Annotated in this window: 20 protein-coding genes; 11 read left to right on the forward strand and 9 right to left on the reverse strand. The window is 62.1% G+C overall.

Translation table 11 applies throughout. The annotated features are described in order from the left end of the window. Positions 1–3 precede the first annotated feature (3 nt). On the reverse strand, positions 4–423 hold the full coding sequence (locus KH208_RS00335) for a hypothetical protein (RefSeq protein WP_291432869.1): 420 nt from the start codon (positions 421–423) through the stop codon (positions 4–6). Positions 424–551: 128 nt separating this feature from the next. Between KH208_RS00335 and KH208_RS00340 the strand changes: the two genes are divergently transcribed. Continuing rightward, on the forward strand, positions 552–1022 hold the full coding sequence (locus KH208_RS00340; protein WP_291432870.1) for a phosphatidylglycerophosphatase A: 471 nt from the start codon (positions 552–554) through the stop codon (positions 1020–1022). A gap of 118 nt (positions 1023–1140) precedes the next feature. Here KH208_RS00340 and infA read toward each other — a convergent pair whose 3' ends face one another. From infA to KH208_RS00365, 5 genes are all read right to left on the reverse strand, one after another. Next, the gene (gene infA / locus KH208_RS00345; protein ID WP_006008898.1) at positions 1141–1359 is read right to left on the reverse strand and encodes a translation initiation factor IF-1; all 219 of its coding nucleotides are present in this window, start codon (positions 1357–1359) and stop codon (positions 1141–1143) included. Between the two features lie 264 nt (positions 1360–1623). Next, on the reverse strand, positions 1624–2418 hold the full coding sequence (gene lgt, locus KH208_RS00350) for a prolipoprotein diacylglyceryl transferase (RefSeq protein ID WP_291432871.1): 795 nt from the start codon (positions 2416–2418) through the stop codon (positions 1624–1626). Further along, complete coding sequence (gene moaC, locus KH208_RS00355; protein WP_291432872.1) at positions 2415–2906, reverse strand: cyclic pyranopterin monophosphate synthase MoaC; 492 nt, start codon at positions 2904–2906, stop codon at positions 2415–2417. Before moaC ends, lgt begins: the two co-directional genes overlap by 4 nt. Before the next feature lie 127 nt (positions 2907–3033). After that, positions 3034–4158 carry a metal-dependent hydrolase gene (locus KH208_RS00360; RefSeq protein ID WP_291432873.1) on the reverse strand — a complete coding sequence of 375 codons (1125 nt, stop codon included), beginning with the start codon at positions 4156–4158 and terminating at the stop codon, positions 3034–3036. Positions 4159–4164: 6 nt separating this feature from the next. Then, complete coding sequence (locus KH208_RS00365; RefSeq protein ID WP_291432874.1) at positions 4165–4542, reverse strand: chemotaxis protein; 378 nt, start codon at positions 4540–4542, stop codon at positions 4165–4167. 129 nt (positions 4543–4671) lie between these two features. On the opposite strand from KH208_RS00365, the gene KH208_RS00370 reads away from it, so the two are divergent. The 10 genes from KH208_RS00370 to KH208_RS00415 all read left to right on the forward strand — a co-directional run bounded on the left by KH208_RS00370 (position 4672) and on the right by KH208_RS00415 (position 16453). Next, a complete protein-coding gene (locus KH208_RS00370; RefSeq protein WP_291432875.1) occupies positions 4672–5445 on the forward strand; it encodes an ABC transporter substrate-binding protein in 774 nt (257 codons plus the stop codon). A gap of 12 nt (positions 5446–5457) precedes the next feature. Further along, on the forward strand, positions 5458–7068 hold the full coding sequence (locus tag KH208_RS00375) for a diguanylate cyclase (RefSeq protein ID WP_291432876.1): 1611 nt from the start codon (positions 5458–5460) through the stop codon (positions 7066–7068). 399 nt (positions 7069–7467) lie between these two features. Next, entirely contained in the window at positions 7468–8319 is an 852-nt protein-coding gene (locus tag KH208_RS00380) for a carbon-nitrogen hydrolase family protein (protein WP_291432877.1), read from the forward strand. Between the two features lie 396 nt (positions 8320–8715). Beyond that, positions 8716–9357 carry a phosphatidylserine decarboxylase family protein gene (locus KH208_RS00385; protein ID WP_291432878.1) on the forward strand — a complete coding sequence of 214 codons (642 nt, stop codon included), beginning with the start codon at positions 8716–8718 and terminating at the stop codon, positions 9355–9357. A 27-nt stretch (positions 9358–9384) separates the two neighbouring features. Then, a complete protein-coding gene (gene pssA / locus KH208_RS00390; RefSeq protein ID WP_291432879.1) occupies positions 9385–10149 on the forward strand; it encodes a CDP-diacylglycerol--serine O-phosphatidyltransferase in 765 nt (254 codons plus the stop codon). A gap of 114 nt (positions 10150–10263) precedes the next feature. Further along, complete coding sequence (locus tag KH208_RS00395; protein ID WP_291432880.1) at positions 10264–11811, forward strand: 2-isopropylmalate synthase; 1548 nt, start codon at positions 10264–10266, stop codon at positions 11809–11811. 135 nt (positions 11812–11946) lie between these two features. Next, entirely contained in the window at positions 11947–13209 is a 1263-nt protein-coding gene (locus tag KH208_RS00400) for a 3-isopropylmalate dehydratase large subunit (protein WP_291432881.1), read from the forward strand. Positions 13210–13332: 123 nt separating this feature from the next. Next, on the forward strand, positions 13333–13830 hold the full coding sequence (locus tag KH208_RS00405; protein ID WP_291432882.1) for a 3-isopropylmalate dehydratase small subunit: 498 nt from the start codon (positions 13333–13335) through the stop codon (positions 13828–13830). 371 nt (positions 13831–14201) lie between these two features. Next, positions 14202–15275 carry a 3-isopropylmalate dehydrogenase gene (leuB, locus tag KH208_RS00410; RefSeq protein ID WP_291432883.1) on the forward strand — a complete coding sequence of 358 codons (1074 nt, stop codon included), beginning with the start codon at positions 14202–14204 and terminating at the stop codon, positions 15273–15275. Positions 15276–15334: 59 nt separating this feature from the next. Further along, positions 15335–16453, forward strand: a complete 1119-nt coding sequence (locus tag KH208_RS00415; RefSeq protein WP_291432884.1) for a hypothetical protein — start codon at positions 15335–15337, stop codon at positions 16451–16453. A gap of 48 nt (positions 16454–16501) precedes the next feature. Here the strand turns inward: KH208_RS00415 and KH208_RS00420 are convergent, their stop codons facing one another. From KH208_RS00420 to KH208_RS00430, 3 genes are all read right to left on the reverse strand, one after another. Beyond that, a complete protein-coding gene (locus tag KH208_RS00420) occupies positions 16502–17392 on the reverse strand; it encodes a DMT family transporter (protein ID WP_291432886.1) in 891 nt (296 codons plus the stop codon). 177 nt (positions 17393–17569) lie between these two features. Further along, the gene (locus KH208_RS00425; protein WP_291432887.1) at positions 17570–18355 is read right to left on the reverse strand and encodes a septal ring lytic transglycosylase RlpA family protein; all 786 of its coding nucleotides are present in this window, start codon (positions 18353–18355) and stop codon (positions 17570–17572) included. A 389-nt stretch (positions 18356–18744) separates the two neighbouring features. Then, positions 18745–21744, reverse strand: a complete 3000-nt coding sequence (locus KH208_RS00430) for an AIR synthase-related protein (protein WP_291432888.1) — start codon at positions 21742–21744, stop codon at positions 18745–18747. Positions 21745–21968: the final 224 nt, after the last annotated feature.

Consider the following 21968-nt stretch of genomic DNA (forward strand, 5'->3'; position numbering starts at 1 on the left):
CCGTCACTCTTCTCCTTCCGTTGCCGCCGGAGCGGGCGGCACACGCCAGATTTTCAGCCCGTGGGGAGGATCCTCGGGCACGGGACGTTCCTCTTCCTGCCACTGACCGGCCTGAATCCAGTAGACGTGCAGGGCGGCCAGGCTTTTGTCCAGGCAGAGCAGCCGCCCCGTGACGCCGCGCGGCAACAGAGCCGCCGCTTCCTGGGCGATTTTGCGGTAGACGTAGAGCTTGTGCGCCTCAAAGGCGCACTGACACATCAGCGCGTCGCCCAGCGGCGTGAAATCCAGATGTGTCGCCCCGGCCCGCAGCAGCAGGGCTTCCAGGTCGGTGATCAGCGTGCTTTCCACATCCAGCAGTTCTTCGTAGGTCAGGCTTTCGTCGTAGCTGAACTGACCGAAAACCTCACTGCGATTTTTGTCCATGGCGGCCTCAATCTGCCGGTTTTTATATGTCAAAGCCCGGCATTAGGCAACACGCGTCTGGCCTTGGGAGCGGAAAGCCGCTATACACGGGGCAGGCCGCTGCGCGGCCGTTCCGAACAGGAGGAACTATGCGTTTCCGGGATACCTGCGTACTGGCGTTCTGCCGCCTGGGCGTGGCCGGACTGGCTCCCAGGGCTCCGGGCACCTGGGGCACGGCCCTGGCCTGCCTGCTGGCGCCCTTTGTCTTTCTGCCGCTCGGCATGGGCGGGCGCGTGCTGGCTTTGCTGCTGCTCTTCGTGCTGGGCGCTCTGGCCGCCACGCGCGCGGAAAAGCTGCTGGGCCGCAAAGACCCCGGCGAAGTGGTCATCGACGAACTGGTGGGCGTCTGGCTGGTGCTGCTGCCGTTTGCCGAACCGGGCTTCTGGCTGGTGGTCGCGGCCTTTGTGCTCTTCCGCATTTTCGACATCGCCAAGCCCTGGCCGGTGCGCGCCTCGGAAAACTGGCTGCCCGCCGGTTTCGGGGTCATGCTGGACGACGTGCTGGCCGGGCTCTGGGCTCTGCTGTGTGTGGGTGTGTTGCACTGGACCGGGCTGGTTTAGCCGGGATTTTTCCGAAGACGCGCAGCATGACGCCGGAGCGCCGCGCAAAGCGGGCGCACCGACGGAATCCGGCGGAATATGCAGGGAAAGCGGAAAAAGGAAATCGCCGTGCCTGGCGCTACTTCATGCGATAGGTGATGCGGCCGCGCGTGAGATCATAGGGGGAGAGTTCCACCTTGACCCGGTCGCCGGGCAGAATGCGGATATAGAATTTGCGCATTTTACCGGAAATATGGGCCAGCACTTCGTGGCCGTTTTCCAGCTCCACGCGGAACATGGCGTTGGGCAGGGCTTCCTGCACCACGCCGTCAACTTCAATGGAACCTTCCTTAGCCATGGGGCCTCCGTAAAAAACGTATTCGGGCAATGTGCGCGTGAACGTGTTGCGTGACGGCAAAGCGGCGCTGCCGTCTTCACGGCGGAGATTTTTTTGAAATCCCGCAGGCGGCCCGGCTTCTCAAAGTTAAGCCGCTCTGAACGGCGGACAGCTTCACAAAAAAGCCCGCACCTGTCAACCGGAGCGGCGCACGGCATCCGCAACCACGGAGCATCGTGCCGCGGGCGCTGCCCCGTGGCGTTTCCGGATGCGTTCAGAATCCGTTCAGATCCGCGCGGAACCGTGCGGGCCGCCGTCCTTACGGAAGAGCAGCCACAGGCCCGCCAGAATCAACGGCAGGCAGAGCACCTGCCCCATGGTCAGCCAGCCGAAGGCCAGGTAGCCCAGCTGGGCGTCGGGCACGCGCACGAATTCCACCATAAAACGGGACAGGCCGTAACCCACGGCGAACAGACCGGATACCGCGCCGGGTTTGCGAGGCTTGCCGGAGTATACCCAGACCACGATGAACAGCAGCAGGCCTTCCAGCAGGGCTTCATAGAGCTGAGAAGGATGGCGCGCATAGGGGCCGCCGCCGGGAAAAACCATGGCCCAGGGCGCGTCGCTGACCTTGCCCCAGAGCTCGCCGTTGATGAAGTTGCCCAGGCGTCCGAAAAAGAGGCCCTGCGGCACCAGCGGGGCCACAAAGTCCGAGACTTCCAGGAAGGATTTTTTGCGGCTGCGCGCGAAGTACCAGAAAGCCCCGAGCACGCCCAGCAGCCCGCCGTGGAAGGACATGCCGCCGTTCCAGATGCGCAGGATTTCCACGGGATCATGAATGTAGACCGGCAGATCGTAAAAGAGCACATAACCCAGGCGGCCGCCCAGGATGATGCCCAGCATGACGCAGGTCAGCAGGTCGTCCACGTCGGCGGGACGCCAGCCCGAACCGGGGCGCGACGCCCGCCAGCGGCCCAGGCCCCAGCCCACGGCAAAGCCGATGAGGTACATGAGGCCGTACCAGCGCAACTGGAGGCTGCCGATGGAAATGGCTACGGGATCAATGTGCGGCATGGTCATGCCGGCAATTCCGGAGCGTTGAATTCGCCGCTTTTGCCGCCGCTCTTGTGCAGCAGGCGCACCCGGCTGATGACGATGTCGCGCTGCACGGCCTTGCACATGTCGTAAATGATGGCTGCGGCGCTCTGGGCCGCCACAATGGCTTCCATTTCCACGCCGGTGCTGCCCACAGTGCGGGCCTCGGCCTCAATGCGCACTTGGGGCGGCATGTCGCGCACTTCAAAACGGACGTCCGCGAAGGTCAGGTTCAGACTGTGGCAGAGCGGGATCAGCTGACTGGTGCGCTTGGCCGCCATAATGCCGCCGATCTTGGCGCAGGCCAGCACATCGCCCTTGGGCAGGGCGGATTTTTTCAGCAGTTCCAGAGTGGCCGGGGCCAGTTCCACCACGGCCTCGGCAATGGCCACGCGCTTGCTGGGGGCCTTGTCGCCCACATCCACCATGGTCACGTTGCCCTGGGCGTCCAGATGTGAAAAGGCATGTTCCATATTGCGAATCCTTATCGAGAACGTATGCTTTTATCGTAACCGACCACACACCCGCGCGCATACGCCGGTGTATGCCACATACTGCAAGTAGGGGCGGGGCGCAAGCCGCCGGGACAGCCGGTCGGGCTCAGCGCAGGCCCACCAGCCATTCCGCCGGTGACGGAGGCCGGGGAACGCGCGGAAGCTGCCAATGCGAGTCGCGCCGACTGTCGGAAAAGCGCAGCCGTTGGCGCAGCAGGCGTATATCCGTGGTTTCCGCGCCGGATTGCGCCTGCGCCGGGGCGATTTCAACCATCAACTGGAAGGGAATGTCCGCGTGGGGGCGCAGGGCCATGATTTTGCGGACAAAGGCCAAGCCGCTGCCGAACCGCAGATCGTAAAACAGGAGATTTTGCGCGTCCTGAACGCCGGGGGGCGTTTGGGGGGCATCCGAGGGGCGCAGCGGCGTCATGACCGGCAGAAGCGTGAACTGAAAAAAAGTCTCGCACGTCACGGACTGGCGCGAAAGTTCCGCCGTCAGCCTCGTGGGCGCGGCCTGGTGCGTGGTTTCGGGCGCGCGCGGCCGGCCCAGGGCATTGAGGCTTTGCTCATGCACCAGCATGCCGTCCGGGCCTCGTTCCTCAAACAATACCCGCCAGAAAAAGGGCGAAAAGGCATCCGGCAGCACGGTCAGGTGGCTGACCTGACGGCTTTCGGCCCGCAGCCGGGTTTCCGCCTGGGCCGCGTGCCAGGCGTTGAGCCCCACGCCCGACGCCGGATAGACGAAAACCCAGGCCAGGGCCAGGAGCATGAGACCACGTTTGCGCCGCCAGCGCCACACAGCCCAGAGCAGGGGCAGGGTGAGCAGCAGGTCAATGATGAAGACGCCGTTGAGCCGTACCCGCTCATGCGAGAAGGGCAGAAAAATCATGGTACCGTAGGTGGTCACCACATCCAGCCAGATGTGCAGCAATATCATGGCGCAGGTCAGCAGCCAGACCTTGCCGAAATTCCAGCGTTCCGGCGTGGCGGACCGCCAGAGCGGATAGCAGCAGAGAGCCAGCAGCAGCCCCAGTACGGGCATGGCGGCAAGGGAGTGGGTGATGCCCCGGTGCAGCAGCAGGAATTGCAGCGGCGTGGAGACAAAAACCAGGTCCAGATCGGGCGAGGCCGCCGCCAGGGCGGCCAGGGGCACGGCCCAGCGGGTGAGGGGGCGGCGCGGCAGGGCCAGCATGGCCACGGCGCCGCTGGCGGCATGGGTGATGGGATCCATAGGCCCTTATTGCCGGAAGGGGCTGCGCTGCTTGGGCACGGCGCGATAGGCCGGGTCTTCGGGTGAGGGCTGTCCGCCGGTCAGGCGGTTGAAACGGCTGATCTGCCAGTCCTGCATCCGGCTCATGACGTCCGGGCGGTTGTAATAGTAGAGCATGCGCTGGGTATTGCCGGCTCCGGTCATGGGATAACGCAGCTGTTCCGCTGTTGACGGGGCCGGAGCGCCGCGCTCATAGTCCGAGGAGGAACCCGCCCCGATGTCCTTGGGACCGCAGCCCGCCAGAACCGGCAAGAGCAGGACCGCCAGAATCAGAGGCGCGAGCTTCGCCGAAAGGGCGGCGCGGATTTTTTTTGTCAGGGCCTTCATGGCTCTCAGTATAGACATGCGAGGACCATCCGGCAAGTGGCGGGGAAGGGCTCATTGCATTTGAAGCCAAGAGGGCCTATATCCCTAAAATATGTGTCACCAGCAATGCGACATCGCCGGTTATCTGATGTCGGGATGAGGATTGCCATGGAAAGGGTGTGGGGAGCGCCGGATCTGTTGCGCCTTGCGGGCGTTCTCGCGCTGTCGCTGCTGTTCCTCTGCGTGTGGGTTCCGGCGCGGGCCGCCCCGTTGCGGGTGGGCCTGGACAGCAATTATCCTCCGTTTTCCCGGGTGGACAGGCGCGGCCACGCCTCGGGCTTTGACCTGGAGGTGGCCGAGGAACTGTGCCAAGCTATGGGCCGCCAATGTGAATTCGTCTTTCTGCCGCTGGACGGCCTGCTGGAGAGCATGCGCAACGGCGGGCTCGACCTTCTGATGGGGGTCAGTGAAACTGATGAACGGCGGGAATTCATGGATTTCTCCAAGCCCTATTTCCGCGCGCGTTCCGGTTATATCGGCAGGCCCGGCGACGTGGGAACCGGAAAGGACGGCGTGGTCAGGATCGGCGCGCGCGGGGGCAGCGTGCAGGTAAGCCATCTCCGAAACCGCCGGGCTGAGCGCGCGGAAGTTGTCCAGGCCGAATTCGGCCGCCTGCTGGACATGCTCTGCGCCGGGGAACTGGACCTGGTTCTGGCCAATGACCTGGCGGGCTACAGCTTTCTGCTTTCCGAGCGGGGCCGGGATTTTGAGGTGTTGGGCGACCCCCTTCCGCTGGATTCCTTTCCCAGCCTGGTGAGCATCGGCGTACGCAAGGGAGAAGAGGATCTGCGCGAGGAAGTGAACCGCGCCATCCGGACCATCCGTTTCAGCGGCGCGTTCGGACGGATCAATCGCAATTATTTTCCGTACACTTTGTATTGACGGAGCCGCGGCATGGATGCAGAGCGGGGGCGGCCCGAAGCCCCATTCGGAAAAGTCAGGCGCATCAGCGCCTACCGCTTCCTGGCGTTGCTCATATTGCCCGCGGCGCTCCTGCTGGCCGTGGCCGGACTGGCGGTCTTTCTCAGCCTGGACACCATCAGGCAGATCACGGATTCTCTGGAAGAAGAGCATTTGCCCGGCATTCTGGACAGCCAGCGCACGGTGGACAACATCAATGTGCTGCGCAGCGAAGCCGCCGTGGTCTTCATGGCCGAGGATCCCGACCAGCGCCGCGCGGCCCGGCTCAAGGTCCAGGCTCTGGTGGCCGAATCGGTGTTCGAGCAATCTCCGGAGATCACCGGCTTCGCCAAGACCGTGCAGGAACTGACGCAAAAGCTGGATAATGCCCGCAAGCGCAGCGATGAGGCCTCAGACACGCTGCATCTGAACGAACTGCGCCTGTCCGCCGTACTGGCGCGACTGAAGCTGGCCGTCGGAGTCGTGGACACCCTTGAACCCACGCACAGTTCGCGCCACGTCACCTCTTCCCTTCGGGAAAAGGACATGGCCCAGTATGAACGGGCTCGGAAGAGCTTCGAACCGGTGTTGGCTCTCTGCCGCCGTACAGACCTCGCCTCCGCGTTGCGTGAGGACTGCGCGGCCTTTCAACGCGACCTGCGTGTGGTGGGGCGGACCTGGAACCAAAAAGGTGCGTCCGACCAGGAGGCGCTCATGCTCTGGAGGAGCCTGGACGCCTCCCTTCAAGATCTGAGCAACGCCGCCTCCAATGAGGAATTCCAGCGCGCCTACGCCGGCATGGAGGGCCTGCGGGCCGAAGCCCGCAGCATGCGGAACGGCTTTTACATTTCCATCGCTCTGCTGGCGGTCATGGTGCTGGGGACAGTGGCGGTGCTGCACCGGCATATCCTCTCGCCCATTTCCCTGGCTGCCCAGGAACTGCGCCAGATCCGCTTCGGCAGCCCGGCCAAGGCGCTGCCGCCGGTGCGCATCCGTGAGCTGCAGCAATTGCTGGATCTCGTGCCCAGCCTGCGCGGCTACCTGAAAGATCTGGCCGCGCGCTCCGGCGCGCTGGAGCAGGAAAAAAACAAATACGAGAGCCTCAGTCTGGTGGACGCTCTGACCGGCGTGGCCAACCGGCGCAGCTTTGACGCGCGTCTGGCGCAAAGCGGCTGTTGCGCTTCGGTGGGCATGCTGATGATCGATGTGGATTTGTTCAAAAATTACAATGATTCCCTGGGACATCTGGCCGGCGACGAATGCCTGATCGCCGTGGCCCGGGCCATGCAGGCCACGCTCTACCGGCATGACGACACCCTGTTCCGCTATGGCGGCGAGGAATTTGCCGTGATTCTGGAAGATGTCGTCGCGCAGCAGGCCCTGGCCGTTGCCGAGCGGGTCATGGACAGAATCCGTTCGTTGCGCCTGCCGCATCCCGATTCGGCGGTGGCTTCATATGTGACGGTGAGCATCGGCGTGGCGGTGGCCCGCCGGGATGAGGGCTGCTCCGGGGCGGAACTGGTGGCCCGCGCGGACAAGGCCCTGTACCGGGCCAAGGCCGGGGGCCGCGACCGGATCTGTCTGTACGGGGACGAGGACGCGTAGGAACGCGGGTTGATGGCCTTTTTGCCCTCTGCCCGCGCCCGGTTCACTCCGTGCAAAGGTCGGCTTTGAATATACTTCCTCCACCCGCAGCTCGCCGTTCTTGGCAGAGAACAAAAATCCTCATTACTCTGTGCTTTCCCAGCTTTTTTCGGGGCGGCCCTGTGTTCCCGCGACGCGGGTTCGGCAGGACAGAGCTGCTTGAAAACCGCTGCCAACGAATGCCTGATTAACGTATCTGATTTATTGCTGTTTGTACTGGCCTTTCCAGCACGTTGAGCCAATCCCCTAATACTGCCTTTTTATTTATTATGAGTCGCTTCATCTGCAAAGAGCCATTCGTTCGCAGTCGGCGGGTAAGGCGCTTTTGATATCCCCCTATTTGAAAAGGGAAAATAAGCTATGAGAAAATTTAAGGTCGCAATGGTACAGCACAAAGTACCTACGTCAAATGTCGGGGAGAACACGGAACTAGCGATACGATATATCACAGAAGCGAAAGCGGATGGCGCTGATTTTGTTCTTTTTCCTGAATGCTTCCTTTCGGCTTATCAATTTCCAAAAATTTGTGAAACATTACAGTCTGTTGAAGAGATTGAAACTAATGATGAATTTGCCAAATGGTGTGAAGATGCCTTAGACGATGGCTGCACTTATCTCGAAAAGATAAGACGGGTCGCGAAAGAACTAAGCATCGGTGTTGAGATCACTTGTTTCACCAAAGGGAAGAAATATCCTCAAAATACGGCATTTATAATTGACAGGGATGGTTCAATCATTTTGAAATACAGCAAAGTTCATACTTGTGATTTTGATTTGGAACGCTATCTTGAAAGCGGTAAGGAATTTAAGGTATGTCACTTTGACGGGATATGTATTGGAGTTATGATTTGCTATGACCGGGAATACCCTGAAAGTGCAAGAGAGCTAATGATGCAGGGCGCAGAGCTGATACTGGTGCCAAATGATTGTGATTGTGTCAGACCGTTCAGATTAAGAGAATTGTCAGTGGAGGCCATGCAGAATATGGTGGGCATTGCAATGGCAAACCCACCAGGGGAGAATTCAGGGTGTTCCTGCGCATTTCATCCTATGGTTTGGGGACATCAAGAAAACAGCATAATCGTCGCTGACGAAGAATTTGAAGGCTTGGTGTATGCTGTATTTGATATGGAATCGATAAGAAAATACCGTGATACAGAAGATTTGGGCAAGTTTAGAAAAGTAAACGCTTATAAACATTTGTTGTCATAATCATCATTATAAATTGAACGTATTTTATTCTCCCTTTTGGCGTGTCGTTGTAGTTTTTATTTTGCGATCTTTCCGTGTTGCGCCTCCGGCCCAAACCTGCGGAGCCCGCTTGTTGAGGGGGTTCTCTAATCCCCGGCAAGCTGCGCTTTGCCGCCTTATGGCCGTTACTGTTGCTATTCACGCAATAAAAAAGATTTTTCGGCGCCGGCAAGGAAAAGGATGGTTTTGACGGATAATTCGGCAAATAAGAAGCCGGCAAAAGCTGGCTGGGAGGCGTCTGCCCGCGACGCGGGTCCGCGCCGTCCTTGCCTTGCGCTCCGGCTCAGACTATAATCTTGCCTTCATATGCAATTATACCGCCGCGCGGGACAGCGCGGCGTTTCCCTCGGAGTTGCCATGCGCCCAGCACATTGCGGCATAACGCCCGAAGGGTGGCCCTGCATCGGCCTGACTGGGCTTTCGGCTCTGGTTTTCGCGCTTCTGGACTGGTGGTTTTTGGCGCTGGTGCTGCTGGCGCTCTGCTGGTTCAGCCTGCATTTTTTCCGCGATCCGGAGCGGGTCGTGCCCCAGGGCGAAGGCTTGGCCGTCAGCCCGGCGGACGGCAGAATCATCCGCGTCGAAGACAGGGCCGATCCTTTCAGTGATGAGACCCGCTGCTGCGTCAGCATTTTCATGAATGTCTTCAGCGTGCACGTCAACCGCGCGCCCGTGGACTGCGTGGTGGAGGATATCCGCTACTGGCCGGGCAAATTTCTCAACGCCGCCTTTGACAAGGCCTCCACGGACAATGAGCGTTGCGCCTACTGCCTGCGCGGCGACGACGGCCAGGTCTGGAGCATGGTCCAGATCGCGGGCCTGGTGGCCCGGCGCATCGTCTGCCGCACGGAGCCCGGCGATCCCCTGGCGCGAGGCCAGCGTTACGGCATGATTCGTTTCGGCTCGCGAGTTGACCTTTATCTGCCCCGGGGCTATGTTGCGGCGGTACGCATCGGCGAACAGGTCTTCGCCGGACAAAGCGTGATCGCCCGAGCCCATTGAGCCGGATACGCCGATCAGGCCACAGCCATGGACGTTATGGAAAAGAAAAAGCCGCATAAAGGGGTCTATCTCCTGCCCAACATGATCACGACGCTGAGCATGTTTCTCGGCTTTTTGTCGATGGTCTGGGCGGTGCAGGGCCGCTTTGAAGAGGCGGGCATGGCTATCCTGGTTTCGGCCCTCATGGACGGCCTGGACGGCAAGGTGGCCCGCCTGACCAACACCGCCAGCGAATTCGGGGTGCAGTATGATTCCCTGGCCGATCTGGTGGCCTTCGGCCTTGCCCCGGCCATGCTGCTCTGGCAATGGCAGTTGCAGGCTTTCGGCCGCCTGGGCGTGGCCGCGGCGTTCATTTACGCGGCCTGCGGGGCTTTGCGCCTGGCGCGTTTCAACGTCAGCACCGCCGCCGTGGGCAAGCGTTTTTTCATCGGCCTGCCCATTCCGGCGGGCGGTTGCACTGTGGTGACTTTTGTCTTTTTCGCCTCCCTGTTTCCGGATTTCCTGGCTTCCGTCACGCCCTATTTCGCCCTGCTTCTGAGCGTGGGCACTGGCGTGCTGATGGTCAGCCGGGTGCGCTATTTCTCCTTCAAGGAATATGATTTCCTGCGCGCCCATCCGGTCCGCACCATGGTCACCTTTCTTTTCCTTCTCGCATTGGTGGTTTCCCTGCCCCGCCTGTTCGGCTTTCTGCTCTGCGCCATCTATATCGCGGGCGGGCTCGTCTACACCTTTGTGATCCTCCCCCGCCGCAACCGTCAGCTACTACGCGCCCTATCGCCCCAGAGCGATTAAGGCTGCGTAACGGTTCGCCGCCCGTCGGGCGGAAGACGCGCTCCCTGGACAGCCGCCCTTTACGGCGGCCGTTATGCAAGCAGATATATCTTGTCAACCCAGAGGAGTACGAACATGCAAAACCGCGTTTATTTTTTCGACACCACCTTGCGTGACGGCGAGCAGTCGCCCGGCGCCACCATGAATCTCCAGGAAAAACTGCGCCTCGCCCATCAGCTGGAAGTGCTGGGCGTAGACATCATGGAAGCGGGCTTTCCCGCCTCCAGTCCCGGCGATTTTGAATCCGTGCGCACCATCGCCGCGCAGGCCGGAGACATTCAGGTGGCCGGGCTCGCCCGTTGCGTGGACAGCGATATCGACCGTTGCTGGGAAGCCGTGAAGTGCGCCAGGAATCCGCGCATCCACACCTTCCTGTCCACCTCGCCCCTGCATATGAAGCACAAATTGCGCAAGGATCCCGAAGACGTGCTCAGGATGGCCGTGGCCGGGGTCAAGCGCTGCGCCTCCTACACGGACAATGTGGAATTTTCCGCCGAGGACTTTTCACGCTCGGAAAAGGATTTTCTCTGCCGCATCGTGGAGGCCGCCATCAATGCCGGGGCCACCACCATCAACCTGCCGGACACCGTGGGCTACGCCCAGCCGCAGGAATTCGCGGCTCTGGTGGACTATGTGATCAAAAACACGCCCAACAGCGACAAGGCTGTGTTCAGCGTGCACTGCCATGACGACCTGGGCGTCGCGGTCGCCAATACTCTGGCCGCCCTCAGGGTGGGCGTGCGTCAGGCCGAGGTGACCCTCAACGGCATCGGCGAACGCGCGGGCAACGCCTCCCTGGAGGAAGTCGCCATGGCTCTGAGCGTGCGCCGGGACTACTACGGTCTGGAGCACGGCATCAAAACCGAGCAGCTCTATCCTTCCTGCCGCCTGCTCTCCATGATCATCGGCCAGCCCATTCCCAACAACAAATCCATTGTGGGGGCCAACGCCTTTGCGCACGAGTCGGGCATCCATCAGGACGGCATGCTCAAGAACCGCGAGACCTATGAAATCATGACCCCGCAGTCCGTGGGCCGCACCGAGAGCAATCTGGTCATCGGCAAGCATTCGGGCCGCAACGCCGTGCGCAACAAGTTCGAGAGCATGGGCTACAAGCTGGACGACGAGCAGCTCAATCTGGTCTTTGAGGCTGTGAAGCAGTTGGCCGACCGCAAAAAGACCCTGCTCGACGACGATCTCATGGCCCTGGTCCAGCAGGAGATCTATCGTATCCCGGACCGCCTGCGCCTGCGTCACGTCAGCGTGCAGAGTTCGGACGCCGGGGGCGTGCCGCCCACGGCCGCGGTGCTCATGGATGTGGACGGCATGGAAAAGAGCGGCGCGGGCTTCGGCGTGGGGCCGGTGGACGCCCTGTTCAACGTCATCGCCGATATGGTGGGGCGTGAGCCGGAGCTGGAGCAGTACGCCATCAACGCCATCACCGGCGGCACCGACGCCCTGGGCGAAGTGACCGTGCGCATCAGGGAGAACGGGCATTCCGCCGTGGGACGCGGCACGCATCCGGATATTTTTGTGGCCAGCGCCAAGGCCTATGTGGATGCCCTGAATCATCTGGCCAAGAGGGAGGAGGAGGGGACGCGCCTCCACTGCCAGCATGATTAGCGGAGAGGCGGATTTTTTCCCCTGGGCTGCGTCAGAAAAAAAACTTCGCCTCTCCGCGAAAGCGGCAGCGGCCCGATATTAAATCTGTTATGTGCCTGAAGGCAGTAACAGGCGGAGCCAATAAGGAGTTTGAACATGCCTCAGACGCTTGCGCAGAAAATTTTGCAAGCCCATACCGACGAGGCCGTGCAGTGCGACGGCCAGATCGTCCAGTGCCGGGTATCCATGGTGCTTGCCAACGACATCACCGGCCCGCTGGCCATCAAGTCATTTCGCGGCATGGGCGCGGAAAAGGTTTTCGACAAGGACAAGATCGCCCTGGTCATGGACCATTTTACGCCCCAGAAGGACATTGATTCCGCCAATCAGGTGCTGATCAGCCGCAAATTCGCGGAAGAGCAGGGCATCACCCACTATTACGAGGGCGGCGACTGCGGGGTGGAGCACACCCTCCTGCCCGAGCAGGGCCTGGTGGCCCCCGGCGATCTGGTCATCGGCGCGGACAGCCACACCTGCACCTACGGCGGCATCGGGGCCTTTGCCACGGGCATGGGCTCCACGGACATCGCGGCGGCCATGGCCCTGGGCGAAACCTGGCTCAAGGTGCCGCCCACCATCCGGGTCGAGATCCGGGGCGAGATGCCCCGCTGGCTGCGCGCCAAAGACCTTATGCTGCTGCTCATCGGCGCCGTCGGCGTGGACGGCGCTCTGTACAAGGCCCTGGAGTTCGGCGGTCCTGTCATCGACGCCCTGGACGTGGAAGGCCGCCTGACCATGGCCAACATGGCTATCGAGGCCGGCGGCAAGGCCGGGCTTTTCGCCGTGGACGCCCGGACCAGGGCCTATTGCGCGGAGCACGGCCGCCCCGGTCTGAGTCTGGAACTGGCCGCCGACCCGGACGCGGTCTACGAGCGCGTGGTGGAGATCGACGTCACGGGCCGGGAGCCCGTGGTGGCCTGCCCGCATCTGCCGTCCAATGTGAAGCCCGTGTCCGAAGTCGGGGATACGCCTGTCCAGCAGGTGGTCATCGGCTCCTGCACCAACGGCCGCATCAGCGATATGCGTGACGCGGCGGAAGTGCTGCGCGGCCGCAAAGTGGACAAGAAGGTGCGCTGCATTGTGCTGCCCTCCACGCCTACAGTCTGGAAGCAGTGCCTGAAGGAAGGCCTCATGGAGGTCTTCATGGATGCGGGCTGCATTGTGGGGCCCTGCACCTGCGGCCCCTGCCTGGGCGGCCATACGGGGATTCTGGGCGACGGCGAGCGCGCGGTGGCGACCACCAACCGCAACTTCAAGGGCCGCATGGGCAGTCTCTCCTCCGAGGTCTATCTGGCGAGCCCGGTGGTGGCGGCGGCCAGCGCCGTGGCGGGTAAAATCGCTTCCCCCGGGACGTTGTAAAACCGTCTCGGATGGAAGCGCGCGGCTGTCATAAAAGTTTTGGGAAAGACGGGGGACCGGGGAAGGAGAAGCCTTTTCCAAAAGGGTTTCCCTTCCCCCAAAATCTCTTCGGAGGGTCAAAGCATGAACTACAAGGGCAAGGCCCACAAAGTGGGCGAGCATATTGATACGGACGCCATCATTCCGGCGCGTTTTCTGGTGACCACCGACGCGAAAAAGCTGGGAGAGAACTGTATGTCCGGCCTGGAGCCGGACTGGGTCAAGCGCGTGGCGCCGGGCGACATCCTGGTGGCCGGGCGCAACTTCGGCTGCGGCTCCTCGCGCGAGCATGCGCCCATCGCCATTCTGGGCGCGGGCATGTCCGTGGTCATCGGCCACAGCTTCGCGCGCATCTTTTACCGCAATGCCTTTAATATGGGCCTGCTGCTCATGGAAGTGGGCGACGAGGTGGACAAGATCAACGACGGCGACGCGCTGGAAATCGACGCCGCCACGGGCCGCATCCGCGACCTGACCAACGGCGCGGAAATCACCTGCCCGCCCCTGCCCCGATCCATGGCCGCCATTTTGTCCAAGGGTGGTCTGGTCGGCTATGTGAAGGAACGCTTGGCGCGAGGATAATTTTTTGCGGGGGGCAACCTTTTTGAAAATAGGTTGCTCACCCGCCTCCTCTTCCAATGAATTTTTATTCAGGGAGGCTGACCTGAATAAAAGTTTTCGGGAGGATGGGAGAGAAGGAACTCCCTGGGGTGTGTCGGCATGTGATGGATTTTCGTGTTATATCAAGGAGCAAGAGCCTGTTATGGAGGAAGTGTACTCTTGCCTCGCCGTTGCAGCGAAGCTGCTTACGGATGAGGACAGCAGAGCTATGGTACTCGACCGGAATAAAAGGCTTTGCCGCAGAGATAACCGAAAAGACGCTCATGACGACCCCCGCTAAAAGGGCTTCCTTGTTCCACGGCGCAACATCGTCTTACAAAAGGATATTTCTCATGAACAAAACCATCTGCCTGCTGCCCGGCGACGGCATCGGCCCGGAAATTCTGGCCCAGGGGGCCGCTGTGCTGGCGGCCACGGCCCGGAAATTCGGCCATGCCTTTGATTCTGAAGAAGCCCTTATCGGCGGGGCCGCCGTGGACGCCACGGGTTCGCCCCTGCCGGAGGCGACCGTGGAGGCCTGCCGCAAGGCCGACGCCGTGTACCTGGCCGCTGTGGGCGGCCCCAAATGGGACAGTATGCCGCCGGAAAAGCGCCCGGAAAAGGGCCTCTTGGGCATCCGCAAGGCCCTGGGCCTGTTCGCCAACCTGCGCCCGGCTCTGCTGCTGCCGGAACTGGCCGGGGCCTGCCTGCTGCGGCCGGACGTGGCGGCCAGGGGGCTTGATCTCATCGTGGTGCGCGAGCTCACGGGCGACGTCTATTTCGGCGAGCCGCGCGGCGTGGAACTGCGCGACGGCCGCCGCACGGGCTTCAATACCATGATCTATGACGAGGAGGAGATTCGCCGCATCGCCAGGGTGGCCTTTGAGACCGCCCGCCAGCGCCGCCGCAAGGTCTGCTCCGTGGAAAAGAGCAACGTGCTGGAGACCTCGCGCCTCTGGAAAGAAGTGGTGCTCGAAACCCACAAGGATTACGCCGACGTGGAGCTCTCCCACATGTACGTGGACAATGCGGCCATGCAACTGGTGCGCGATCCGTCCCAGTTCGACGTAATTCTCACCGGCAATATCTTCGGCGACATCCTTTCCGACGAGGCCTCGGTGATCACCGGCTCCCTGGGCATGCTGCCCTCGGCCTCCCTGGGCGCGCCCGGGCCGGGCCTGTTCGAACCCGCCCACGGCTCGGCGCCGGACATCGCGGGCCAGGACAAGGCCAATCCCCTGGCGACCATTCTTTCCGGGGCCATGCTCTTGCGCCTGGGGCTGCACCTCCCAGCCGAAGCGGACTGCATTGAAAACGCCGTGCGCCGGACCCTGCGCGACGGCTACCGCACCGGCGACATCATGGAACCCGGCAAAACCCTGGTGGGCTGCGAGGAGATGGGCCGCAAGGTCATCGAGCGGTTGTGACGACGACAGGCGGGCGCGCAAGCGCCCGCCGTGCTTTTCGGATCTGTGGGGAGGAAGACGTGCGTAGACGCGATACTATCCTTGTCCCGGCGCTGGCGTTTTTGTTGACCGTCCTACCGGCGCCGCAAGGCCGTTGCGGCGATGTCCACAAACAGCTCTGGGAAGTGGCGCACGACACGGCGTTTGACACAATCCGGTTTACGGACGGCGAGGTCCAGATAGAAGAGTACATGGAGCCTCTGGAAAAGATGCCCGGGCTGTGCCTGACCGGCGGCTATCTTGACCGCAACGTGGAGAGGTTTTTTTTCGAACAGGGCGTTTTCGCTTATCCCGCGGGAGACGGCGAAATACCGCAGGAGTGCACAGGTGTAAATACATATCTGGAGGATCGAGCCAACAATTTCCTTTTTACCCACGGCGACGGTTCCCCATGCGGTTGTTTCCGGCTTACCGTCAGCCGCGCTTTCCCCCGGAAAAAGGGCAAGACGCTCGTGGTGGGCCACGCCTGGATGGCTTGTAGCTTGGAAGACGGCAGTATTGCCTCCGAGTCCCTTGCCGCTTTCCTTCCTCCGGATTTAGCTCCGCAATCCTTTTTGAAAGAGGGCGAGACCGCCGGGCCGGAGGAAGTTTCGCTCTTTATTCTGCGTCTCCTGCCGTCGCGTACGGCGCCGACTGTGACGGCACGGCTGGATGCGCTGCCGCTGGGCATCCAGCAGCCGCCCTTGAAAAAAAGTTTTCGGCATAAGCTGGACGTTGAATATGTTCATACCCAGAGGGGTGATCTGACCGTATTCGGCGCCATTGCTCTCTATGGCGGGCCAAAGATGGACAAGGCGCTTGCCGACGAAAGCTGCGATACTCTTACCGGAAAAGATTTGGAAGAGGCCATCGCCATTGTCGCTGCGTTGGAAAAGGAAGAAATCCCCGATGGGCCGCCCCGATTTCCCTTGAGCATTTCCGGCAAGCCGAGCGAGTACAGCCTGGAGCGCTTCAAGGAGGAGTTCCGTCATGCCCTTGGCGTATACCGGGCCGTCAGCAAGCAGGCCTGGCGGGACACCATCCTGCAATGGAACAGGGACACGGGGCGTTTTCAGATCAAGAGGCATGCACGGCCCATACCCCCAATGACCTTCCGTGAATTTCTGCTGCGGGTTGACTATTATTACCCGGTGTGCTGAAAGCCCGCAGCCGGAAGGCGGTGAAGCCGCATGCGCGGGTACTTTGCTTCAGGCCTGCGCCCGGTGTAAAAATCTCCGGATATGGCCGCCCAGCATGACCAGCAGCACCGAGGCGGCGATAAGGGCCACGCCGCCCGCCAGGGCCGGGCTGAAGGGCTCCCCGAACACCAGGATGCCCACCATGACGGCGGTGAGCGGTTCCATGACGCCCAGCGCGGAAGTCATGGTGGAGCCGATGCGCTGGATGGCCAGAATCAGAGTGAGGTTGGAGAGCACGGCGGTGACCACCGCCAGCAGGACGGCGATGCCCAGCTCCCGCCAGGAGGTCAGGATCTGGAACGTGCCGGTGCCCAGGGCGTTGATCAGGGAGAGCAGGGCGCTGAACAGCATGACGTAAAAGGTCATCACCAGGCCGCTCATGTTCGGGATGCGCGCCGTCTGGATGCCGACGATATACAGCGAATTGCACAGCGCGGACAGCAGCATCATGCCCACGCCCGGCAGGCTGATGCTCTTGCCGTCGTCGCCCGGGCCGCCGCTGAGCAGGGCCACGCCGGACACGGCCAGAATGATGGACAGGGCGATGGTCCAGGAAAAGCGTTCATGGAAAAAGACGACCATGATCAGCATGACCATGACCGGGTAGAGAAACTGGAGGGTGGCGGCCACGCCGCTGGGCAGATAGCTGAAGGCCCAGAAAAAAAGCAGTGCGGCGAGCATGTACATGACGCTCATGCCCGCCAGCTTGCAGAGGTCCACCCCGCGCGCGCGGAAGCGCTCGCCGCGCGCGGCCAGCAGGCCGCCCAGAGTGAGGGTGGCGATCAGAAAACGATAAAAAAGCGCGGTTTCCGCGGTCACGCCCGCGTGCAGCAGCGGGAGGGTGAACAGCGGGATCAGCCCGAACGTGGCGGACGAAAACAAACCCAGAAAAAAGCCCATCACTGCCTCCGGCCCGTCCATACCGGAGATCGGGCCGCCATGCAAGGGAGCGCCTTTCCTGCCCCGCCGCATGCCGTTGCGGCCGGGATTGTGAGCATCTTTGCATCAGAAACGGAGCAGGTCTCCCGGGCGCATGCCCGGGAGACCTGCTCCGTCAGAAATATGTCGGAGGCGGGCTCAGCGTGAGCTGTCCAGCACCACTTCGGCCTCGGGATGGGCCTGGCGCAATGCTTCATGCATGGCGGCCGCATCGGCGAAGGCGCGGAACGGCCCCACCTTCTCGTCGCCCTTGCCGGCGCTGTAGCGCACATAATAAGCCTGATCGGCCTTGAGCGGGGTGCCGCTCTCGTCGCTGACCACTTCCAGGTCCACCTTGCCCACGCCGCGCTTGCTCAAGTCAAGCTGCTTGGCCGCGGCATAGGAGAGGTCGATGATCCGGCCGCGCACATAGGGGCCGCGGTCCGTCACACAGACCATGACGCTCTTGCCGTTGTCCTGATCCGTGACCTTGACCACCGTGCCGATGGGCAGGGTGCGGTGGGCCGCGGTAAAGGTGTACATGTCGTAATCAACGCCGCTGGCCGTGGAGCCGCCGTGAAAGTCGCGGCCGTACCAAGAGGCCTTGCCCGTGAGCATTTCGCTGCCCTGGGCGCGCTTGAGCCAGATTTCACGGCTGTCCGCGCTCTTGCGGACTTCCTCGGCCTTGCGCTGTTTTTTGTTTTTGGCGCTGCTGCGGTGTTTTTTGCGCGTGCTTTTGTCCTTGCCGCTGACAGCATGGCTTTTACGCGCGGAAGAGACATTTTTCTTGCTTTTTCCAGTGGTGGGATTGTGGGCTTCCGTGCCGGATTTCCGGCTTTTGGCTTGGGGAGCGCTTTGTGAAGCCGCGTCGGCGTTCATGGGGGCGGCGAGGGCCAGGCAAAGGGCCAAGGCCGCCCCTATGGAAAGCCAGCGTGAATACTTCATGGTTACTCCTTGGTTAGTGTTCGAGGCTGTCCGCGCAAGACATTCAACGCACGGGCCTTTTGCCCGCCGGCTGCGTCGAACGTCTTGAAAAAGCTGGACGGGTCGCGCCCGCGACCCTGACCCCAAGGGCTTTTCCCGGCGGCCTGGAAACGCGTCCGCGCGTCGTGAGCCGCCCGCCTGCAAGGGGAATGCCTTTTCTTATTGCACAGACTATACCGCAAAAAAAACGCCGCTGTCAAATCGGTGAAAAATTTTTATTATCAGTCAGTTAGAAAAAGTTTAGAAAGAAATCCGGCCGGGTGCCGACCGTTGCGGCAGCCAAAAAAATGCCGCCCCGGCAGGGGGCGGCATTGGGTTCTGATTGCATGGCGGAGGCGAAAAACGAAGGTTTACCAGTCCAGGGTCCGCTTGAAGGCGCGGGCCAGATCCTCCACATTCTCGCGCAGCACCGTGCTGTCGCCGCTTTTCAGGGTCAGGTGCCCGTCGCCGGTGACCGTGCCGATGCGGCGGCAGATCTGCCACAGGCCCAAGGCGTCCAGCAGCATTGCCAGGTCCGGCTTGACGCTGACCAGCAGGCGGCTGGCAGACTCGCTGTAGAGCAGTTCCGTGCGGCTCATTTCCTCCAGGGCGGGCACGGCGTCCAGGTCCACTTCCGCGCCCAGACGGCCGCCGATGCACATTTCGGCCAGGGCCACGGCCAGGCCGCCGTCCGAGCAGTCGTGGCAGGCGGCAATGGCCCGCTGGCCCATGAGCGCGTGCAGCGCGCGGTAGCGCGCCAGGGCTGCTGCGGCGTCCACCTGCGGCACGCGGCCGCCTTTGAGGCCCAGTTCGTCGGCGGCTTCGCTGCCCGCCATTTCACGCCAGGTGCCGCCCAGCAGGTAGATATGCTCGCCCTCGCGCTTGAAGTCCGAGGTCTGGGTGCAGGTCACGTTGCGGATCACGCCCAGCACCGAGAAGAGCACCGTGGGCGGAATGGAAATGCGTTCTCCGCCGCCGGTGTAGTCGTTTTTCATGGAATCCTTGCCCGAAATGCAGGGCAGGCCGAACGCCAGGGAGAATTGCCGCAGGGCCTTGCAGGCCCGCACCAGTTGGGCCAGTTTGTAGCGGCCGTCGGGATTCTTCTCGCTCCAGACCGGGTCGCACCAGCAGAAGTTGTCCACCCCGGCCAGGGCGTCGGGGTCGCCGCCCACGGCCACGGCATTGCGCACGGCCTCGTCCATGGCGTTGGCCATCATCCAGTAGGTGTCGTAATCGCTGAACTTGGGGCAGATGCCGTGGCTGATGACCAGGCCCGCGTCCGACTCCAGCAGGGGGCGCAGTACGCCCGCGTCCGCCGGGCCGTCGCGCAGCACGCCCACCAGGGGCTTGATGACGCTGCCGCCGCGCACTTCATGGTCGTATTGGCGGATGATGTATTCCTTGGAACAGATATTCAGGCGGCCCAGCATGCGCCGCAAGAATTCGCCTTGGTCCGGACCCTCGACGTCCACGCGGATGTCCGGCATGTCCGGGGCCTTCCACACGGCTTCCAGCGTCAACTGGGGCACGCCGTCGTGCATGAATTCCATGGGCAGGGAGGCCACCACCTTTTCATTGTAGCGAGCCTCGAAAAAGCCGGAATCCGTGAAGCGGCCCAGGGCCGTGGCCTCCACGTCCATGCGCGCGGCGAGATTCATGAATTCCGCCAGTTTGTCAGGCGGCACGGCCAGGGTCATGCGCTCCTGGGCTTCGGAGAGCAGGATTTCCCAGGGCCGCAGGCCGTCATATTTCAGCGGGGCCTTGGCGATGTCCAGCACGCAGCCGCCCGTATCCTCGGCCATTTCGCCCACCGAGGAGGAAAGGCCGCCCGCGCCGTTGTCCGTAATGGCCGTGTACAGGCCCAGATCGCGCGCGCGCAGGATGAAATCGTACATCTTGCGCTGGGTGATGGGGTCGCCGATCTGCACGGCCGTGGCCGGGGAACCCTCGTGCAGTTCCTCGGAGGAGAAGGTGGCCCCGTGGATGCCGTCCTTGCCGATGCGGCCGCCGGTCATCACGATGATATCGCCCACATCGGCTTTTTTCTGCCAGCCGGGGCGGCCGTTGATTTCCGTGGGGATGATGCCCACGGTGCCGCAATAGACCAGGGGCTTGCCCAGATAGCGCTCGTCAAAGACCAGAGAGCCGTTGACCGTGGGAATGCCGGATTTGTTGCCGCCGTGTTCCACGCCTTCGCGCACGCCTTCCAGCACCCGGCGCGGGTGCAGCAGACGCGGGGGAATGGCCTTGTCGTAGAAAGGCGAAGCAAAACAGAACACGTCCGTATTGCAGACAAGTTCCGCGCCCAGGCCTGTGCCCATGGGGTCGCGGTTCACGCCCACGATGCCGGTCAGCGCGCCGCCGTAGGGGTCCAGCGCCGAGGGGCTGTTGTGCGTTTCCACCTTGATGCAGGCGTCGTAGCCGTTGATAAAGGCGATGACCCCGGCGTTGTCCTTGAACACGGACTTGCAGTAGTCGTTGTCGCCCATGCGCGCGCGCAGCAGGGCCGTGGCGTCGCGGATGCAGGTCTTGTACAGATTGTCCACATCCTCGCGACGGCCCGTCTCTTCATTGGTGTAATCAATGCGCGAGGCGAAAATCTTGTGTTTGCAGTGCTCGGACCAGGTCTGGGCCAGCACTTCCATTTCCACGTCCGTGGGGTCGGCGGGCAGATCCAGGGCCTTGCGCCGGGCCGCTTCGCCCGCTTCGGTGAAGTGGTCGCGGATGCGGTGCAGCTCGTTGAGATTCAGAGCCCAGGTATTTTCACGGCTGGCCTGTTGCAGGGCCGCGTCGTCCATGCGGGAAAGAGGCACGGTTTCCACCGTGTCGTTGGCTTCGCCGGTGACCTTGGCGGTCTGCGGCGCAAAGCCGGGTTCGGCCCGCCATTCCTCCAGGCTCTTGACCCGGAAGCGCTGAATCAGCGTATTGCAGAGCAGGTCGCGGCTGAGGGCTTCCACCTGCTCGCGGCTGAGAGGGGCCGCCGGATCATTGCGGATGCGGTACTGCACCGCCGTGTAGACGCGCAGGCTGTCGCGCGGGATGTCCAGCACCAGGGCGGCGGTGTCGCGGGCCGTGCGGGCCTCGTTGTCCGTGACGCCGGGGCGGAAGCCCACTTCCACGAACCAGTCCGGTTCGGGCGTCAGCAGGGGCAGGGGCTCCAGCGAGGCCCGTTGCAGGATGGGATCGTGCCAGATGCCTTCATCCAGCAGGCGGCGGACCTGGGCCTCGTCCAGACCGTCCACGGTGAAAACCTTGATCTGGCGCACCTGCGCCACGCTGAGGCCCAGGGCCTTGCGCAGATGCTGGGCCGTTTTGCGGCCCTGGGTATCGTCCAGCCCGGCATGCAGGCCTGTTTCCACACGATAGAGCATAGGGGGTCTCCTTACGTTACCAAGACGTCCCGGTTACTGCATGGGCTTTGGTTCACCGAAATTATCCGGGAAAAACAGCCTTTCGTGCGCTGTCGGCATCATCCGCCGTTTTTTGCTGCTCACGTACTAGGGCCTGTTAACACTATTTGAGAGCCTCGACGATGAGAGCAAAAACGATAAAAGCAAGGAAAATGACATCCAGCTTGTCATATCGAGTTGCTATG

Origin of the sequence: Desulfovibrio sp. (assembly GCF_018379785.1) — a bacterium.
Classification (GTDB): domain Bacteria; phylum Desulfobacterota; class Desulfovibrionia; order Desulfovibrionales; family Desulfovibrionaceae; genus Desulfovibrio.

Coding starts and splice junctions, on each gene's coding strand:
- moaC (WP_291432872.1), bottom strand. CDS start 2,906: ATGGAACATGCCTTTTCACATCTGGACGCCCAGGGCAACGTGACCATG.
- KH208_RS00395 (WP_291432880.1), top strand. CDS start 10,264: ATGCAAAACCGCGTTTATTTTTTCGACACCACCTTGCGTGACGGCGAG.
- KH208_RS00360 (WP_291432873.1), bottom strand. CDS start 4,158: ATGGATCCCATCACCCATGCCGCCAGCGGCGCCGTGGCCATGCTGGCC.
- KH208_RS00400 (WP_291432881.1), top strand. CDS start 11,947: ATGCCTCAGACGCTTGCGCAGAAAATTTTGCAAGCCCATACCGACGAG.
- leuB (WP_291432883.1), top strand. CDS start 14,202: ATGAACAAAACCATCTGCCTGCTGCCCGGCGACGGCATCGGCCCGGAA.
- KH208_RS00380 (WP_291432877.1), top strand. CDS start 7,468: ATGAGAAAATTTAAGGTCGCAATGGTACAGCACAAAGTACCTACGTCA.
- KH208_RS00385 (WP_291432878.1), top strand. CDS start 8,716: ATGCGCCCAGCACATTGCGGCATAACGCCCGAAGGGTGGCCCTGCATC.
- KH208_RS00420 (WP_291432886.1), bottom strand. CDS start 17,392: ATGGGCTTTTTTCTGGGTTTGTTTTCGTCCGCCACGTTCGGGCTGATC.
- KH208_RS00425 (WP_291432887.1), bottom strand. CDS start 18,355: ATGAAGTATTCACGCTGGCTTTCCATAGGGGCGGCCTTGGCCCTTTGC.
- pssA (WP_291432879.1), top strand. CDS start 9,385: ATGGACGTTATGGAAAAGAAAAAGCCGCATAAAGGGGTCTATCTCCTG.
- KH208_RS00340 (WP_291432870.1), top strand. CDS start 552: ATGCGTTTCCGGGATACCTGCGTACTGGCGTTCTGCCGCCTGGGCGTG.
- KH208_RS00365 (WP_291432874.1), bottom strand. CDS start 4,542: ATGTCTATACTGAGAGCCATGAAGGCCCTGACAAAAAAAATCCGCGCC.
- KH208_RS00370 (WP_291432875.1), top strand. CDS start 4,672: ATGGAAAGGGTGTGGGGAGCGCCGGATCTGTTGCGCCTTGCGGGCGTT.
- lgt (WP_291432871.1), bottom strand. CDS start 2,418: ATGACCATGCCGCACATTGATCCCGTAGCCATTTCCATCGGCAGCCTC.
- KH208_RS00375 (WP_291432876.1), top strand. CDS start 5,458: ATGGATGCAGAGCGGGGGCGGCCCGAAGCCCCATTCGGAAAAGTCAGG.
- KH208_RS00430 (WP_291432888.1), bottom strand. CDS start 21,744: ATGCTCTATCGTGTGGAAACAGGCCTGCATGCCGGGCTGGACGATACC.
- infA (WP_006008898.1), bottom strand. CDS start 1,359: ATGGCTAAGGAAGGTTCCATTGAAGTTGACGGCGTGGTGCAGGAAGCC.
- KH208_RS00335 (WP_291432869.1), bottom strand. CDS start 423: ATGGACAAAAATCGCAGTGAGGTTTTCGGTCAGTTCAGCTACGACGAA.
- KH208_RS00405 (WP_291432882.1), top strand. CDS start 13,333: ATGAACTACAAGGGCAAGGCCCACAAAGTGGGCGAGCATATTGATACG.